This window comes from Mesobacillus sp. (assembly GCF_049588175.1).
Taxonomy (GTDB): domain Bacteria; phylum Bacillota; class Bacilli; order Bacillales; family Cytobacillaceae; genus Mesobacillus.
Genome location: NZ_JBAVFI010000279.1, coordinates 1 through 4,318 on the forward strand (window position 1 = coordinate 1; position 4,318 = coordinate 4,318).

Genomic DNA, 4,318 nt, shown 5'->3' on the forward strand with positions numbered 1-4,318 from the left:
GTAGATGTATTACAAGCAATGAGAAGAGAACTTTAACAGGTAAGATCCTGGTTCTCCCAGGCCGTTGACAAACTAGATAAAAGCGAACTTGTCTACAGTTTTTTCATATTTGGTGGGTAGTAAAACAGGTCTTTTGATTACCGTTCCAGGCGCTTCGCTTTCCGCGGAAGAAATTTGAAAAAGCCCAACTGCCGGCTTTTTCATAAGCAAATTCTTCTAGGGGCTGGCGCTGAGCCTGCAGGACACTGGACTGCTTCCTCGAATCTGCCCACGCACGATGGAAATGCGTTAGCATTTTCGGATGAGTCTACGCGCCTTCCACTCCAATCAAAAGGTTTTCAATAACCGATCTATTAACTGTACCTTTGTCGACAAGCTGTAAGAACCAGCAAATGCTGGTTCTTCTTTTATTTTCCTCAAAAGTAAAATTTTATATAAATTTATTTATTTAATTGCTAAAATCAAATAAACTCTCATTCTATAATTTTATAAAAATTGAACGAAAATAAGTTTCAGCCGTCTTATATTTAACAGCATTATTTAATGGAGGTAAGTGATGGCAGGTAATATGATAGTACTGGATTCTGTATCAAAAAAGTTCGCAGAACAAACAGTCCTCAAAGATGTAACCATGAAGGTTAGAGAAGGAGAAATTGTCGGGTTATTAGGCCCTAATGGATCTGGAAAGACCACCATGATCCGGTTGATGAACGGGGTCATCACGCCTACAAGTGGTCATCTCTCTGTTTGCAGCATGGATCCTCAAAGAAATGGTGAAGAAATCCGGAAAATCAGTGGGATCCTCACTGAAAACGCAGGCTTGTATCATGAAATGTCTGGTATTGATAACCTGACATTCTTTGCTAAGCTTTATGGTCATTATGATAAAAAACAAATTGAAAACCTGCTGGAGGAATTCGAACTTTCAGATCATCAGCATAAAAAGGTTGGTACTTACAGTACAGGAATGAAGCGAAGACTTGGCATTATCAAGGCAATTTTGCATCATCCAAAGCTTCTCTTTCTTGATGAGCCAACAAATGGATTAGACCCTGAAGGAATTAAGCTAGTCCTGAAATTTATAAAAGAGCTGAATGAGAAGCAAGGAACGACAATCTTTCTTTGTTCGCATATTTTGCATCAGCTTGAAAACGTATGCCAGCAATATTTATTCCTGAATGAAGGGCAAATCATTGAGTCAGGGAGTTTACTAGAACTACAATCACGTCATGTAAGTCAGATCACTTTAAAAGTTGTGACAAACCTCAATCCTGTTGAAAAACAATATGATGGCCATCCTGTCACAAAAGTGGGCGTGAATACTCTGCAATTCATATTACCATCGAAGGAATCGATTTCAACACTGCTTGAAAAGATCATTCGTAATGCATGGGTGCACCATGTAGAAATAGAAAATAACGATCTGGAATCGATATACTTCAAGATCCGAGGTGAAAAAAATGAATAAACGCTTGATTTGGCTTATTGCTTCAAAAGATATTAAAGCAATTACAAGCTCAGTGCAGGTCTGGCTGGGGTTAATTTTACTTCCTGCAATCTTTTCAGTCATCCTTCCATTAGCATTTATTTTAGTTATAAAATATCTTCCTCTTACTTCACCTGAGTTCACTGAATTGGTCGATAATGTACTGAAAGGCCTGCAGGAAACGAAAACGGGAGAATTCATCAGCAGCCTGCCTAGCATGAAGCACCAAATCATCTTTGTGGTCATCAATTATATGTTCGGCTCAATCTTTTTGCTTATCCCAACTATAAATGCGATGATGATTGCTATACACAGCTTTGTCGGCGAAAAAGAAAGAAGAACGATGGAAACTTTGTTATTTTCACCCATCACGGTCAAGGATTTATTTTTAGGAAAAGTACTGTCGGCATTTATTCCTGCCATTGGAATAACATTAATAAGCTTCGTGCTATTCGGTATTATCACAATTAGTCTTACTTACAATATGTTTGGGTTTTTGATTTTCCCAAATACAAACTGGCTTATTTTGATTCTATGGGTCGTACCTATGATCACGATCCTCACGATTCTAGTAAATGTCTTTGTATCCGCAAGAGCGAAAGGCTTTCAGGAAGCACAGCAGCTGGGCGGACTTTTGATCATTCCGATTATGGGCCTTTTTGTTGGCCAGGCAACTGGATTTTTAGTCATGAATCCGGTGGTTCTGTCGCTAATTGGTTTTGGGCTTTTAGTGATAAATCTTGTACTGTTAAAAATAATGACTAAGTACAACGATCGCAATAGGTTATTTGAGCAGCAGATATAAAAGCATACTGTGCATGAATAGATTATCTTCCATTTGAAAAATCTAATCCTATCTATGATTTACAAGGGGGATAGGCTATGTCTGTTATTGTTATCCAAACATTTGAAATCAAGCAGGAAAATTTTCCTGACGCTGTTAAAAATATACGGATGATTCAAAGCTTCCGAAATGAGCAGTATGATCATCGGATTGAATTGTTATCGCCGATTTCAGGGGAAGATCATACGTATGCATTAATCTCAACTTATGAAGGATTAGCGGAAATGGAACTGCAAAATAAAAAGATGTTTGAGGACGAAGAATATAAGAAGCTAATTGGCGAATTCTTTCTGGAAAATATCGTCCAGGGAAGCATGTACACTCAAATTTACAGGACAATGACGGGTCTAAAAAATAATTCTGATTCCGAAAAAAGCAAAAAATAATTTTTCCAAAGCCGATTCTTTACGAGTCGGCTTTTTTAATCATTATTCCAAATAAAGATGTTTCGTACATAAATATACTTCAATACTCGAATGATAATACGTGTTGAAGGAGGTAATGGGCTTGGATTTCTTTTTCCCATCAAGTAACTCTTGCAAAGGGTCTGCTCCTAATGAAGGGGATTTAAAATGGTGGCAGCTTTCATTGATTGGAGTTGGATGTACGATAGGTACAGGTTTTTTTCTGGGGTCCGCCATTGGAATCAAAATTACTGGACCATCTATCGTTCTTTCCTTTATTTTGGCAGCAGTCGGAACTTATGTTGTCTATAATTTATTAGCTAAAATGACTGCAGTGGACCCGCAAGAAGGTTCGTTTTGCTATTATGCACATAAAGCTTACGGAAAATGGGCTGGCTTCTGCTGCGGATGGAATTATTGGAGCTCAAATATCCTTATCATGGGAAGCCAATTAACAGCACTTTCGATATTAGCTCAATTTTGGTTTCCTAAAGTGCCTTTATGGATATTTGCATCGGGATTTGCGATATTGTCCATAGGAGTTGTACTAACCGGAAACAAAGGCTTTGATAAGGTAGAGGATTTGCTTGCTATTGTTAAAACCGCAGCCATTATCATGTTTATTATAATTGCCATAGCGGCGCTCATGGGCTGGTTTCATTTAGAACCGAAAGAACCGCTCATTCCAAAAGCACCTAATAAATTATTTATTGAAGGATTTAAGGGGTTTTGGTCATCATTGATCTATGCATTCTACGCCTACGGCGGAATAGAAGTAATTGGCCTAATGGCGACAAGACTAAAGAAGAAGGAGGATGCGCCGAAAGCAGGGATTATCATGCTGATTTTATTAATGATTATATATGTTCTTGCTCTCGGGCTTGCCGTGATCTTGGCTTCACATGGTGCATTCAATGAAAAGGAAAGCCCCTTTGTTACAGCACTTGGCCAATATCATCTCAGCTTCTTCCCACATGTTTTTAATGCAGCCATTATAATTGCTGGTTTTTCAACAATGACTGCCTCTTTATTCGGAGTGACCACATTGCTGGTTACACTTGCAAAAGATGGAGATGCACCAAATGTTTTTTCAAAAAAACTCGAAAAGTGGAAGCAACTCCCTTTGCCATCACTATTACTTGCGGTTGTTGGATTAATTGCATCCATTGTAACAGCACTGCTGCTGCCAGGAAAAATTTATGAGTATATCACTACTGCAGCCGGAATCTTGATTTTATACAATTGGGCATTTATCATCCTGTCCGCTCTGAAATTATTGGAAATGAAAGCCTGGGGTAAATTTATTTCTTTCATAGGCATTGCATTGATTCTTGCCGCAGTAAGTGGGACACTTCTTGAAAAAACTATCCGGATGGGATTCTTCGTTAGTTTATTTGTGGTCGTTATGATCGGTATAATTTCTTTTGTTTTACAAAAAAAGATATGGATAAAAGAAAATTGAGCATATCTGATACTTTTATCACAAGTATGTGGGAAGGGGTTTCGAGAGGTAAAAAATAGAGGAATTCCACTTTCAGGAAAATCATCATCCTTATCAGTAGAATGCGATCATCACCTATAAAA

Annotated in this window: 4 protein-coding genes; all 4 read left to right on the plus strand. The window is 38.1% G+C overall.

Annotated elements, in window-relative coordinates; all coding sequences use genetic code 11:
- Positions 1-556 precede the first annotated feature (556 nt).
- The 4 genes from WB217_RS06815 (at position 557) to WB217_RS06830 (ending at position 4,196) form a co-directional block, all read left to right on the plus strand.
- Positions 557-1,468: an ABC transporter ATP-binding protein gene (locus WB217_RS06815; RefSeq protein ID WP_423991871.1), complete on the plus strand. Its 912-nt coding sequence runs from the start codon at positions 557-559 to the stop codon at positions 1,466-1,468.
- Positions 1,461-2,291, plus strand: coding sequence for an ABC transporter permease subunit (locus WB217_RS06820; protein WP_423991873.1), 831 nt, complete (start codon positions 1,461-1,463; stop codon positions 2,289-2,291). Before WB217_RS06815 ends, WB217_RS06820 begins: the two co-directional genes overlap by 8 nt.
- Positions 2,292-2,368: 77 nt before the next feature.
- The gene (locus WB217_RS06825; RefSeq protein WP_423991875.1) at positions 2,369-2,716 is read left to right on the plus strand and encodes a hypothetical protein; all 348 of its coding nucleotides are present in this window, start codon (positions 2,369-2,371) and stop codon (positions 2,714-2,716) included.
- 121 nt (positions 2,717-2,837) lie between these two features.
- Positions 2,838-4,196, plus strand: a complete 1,359-nt coding sequence (locus WB217_RS06830; protein ID WP_423991877.1) for an amino acid permease — start codon at positions 2,838-2,840, stop codon at positions 4,194-4,196.
- The last annotated feature ends 122 nt before the right edge of the window (positions 4,197-4,318 follow it).

Bases quoted from the DNA above. Each gene is read 5' to 3' on its own strand.
- WB217_RS06820 (WP_423991873.1), top strand. From the start codon at position 1,461: ATGAATAAACGCTTGATTTGGCTTATTGCTTCAAAAGATATTAAAGCA.
- WB217_RS06815 (WP_423991871.1), top strand. From the start codon at position 557: ATGGCAGGTAATATGATAGTACTGGATTCTGTATCAAAAAAGTTCGCA.
- WB217_RS06825 (WP_423991875.1), top strand. From the start codon at position 2,369: ATGTCTGTTATTGTTATCCAAACATTTGAAATCAAGCAGGAAAATTTT.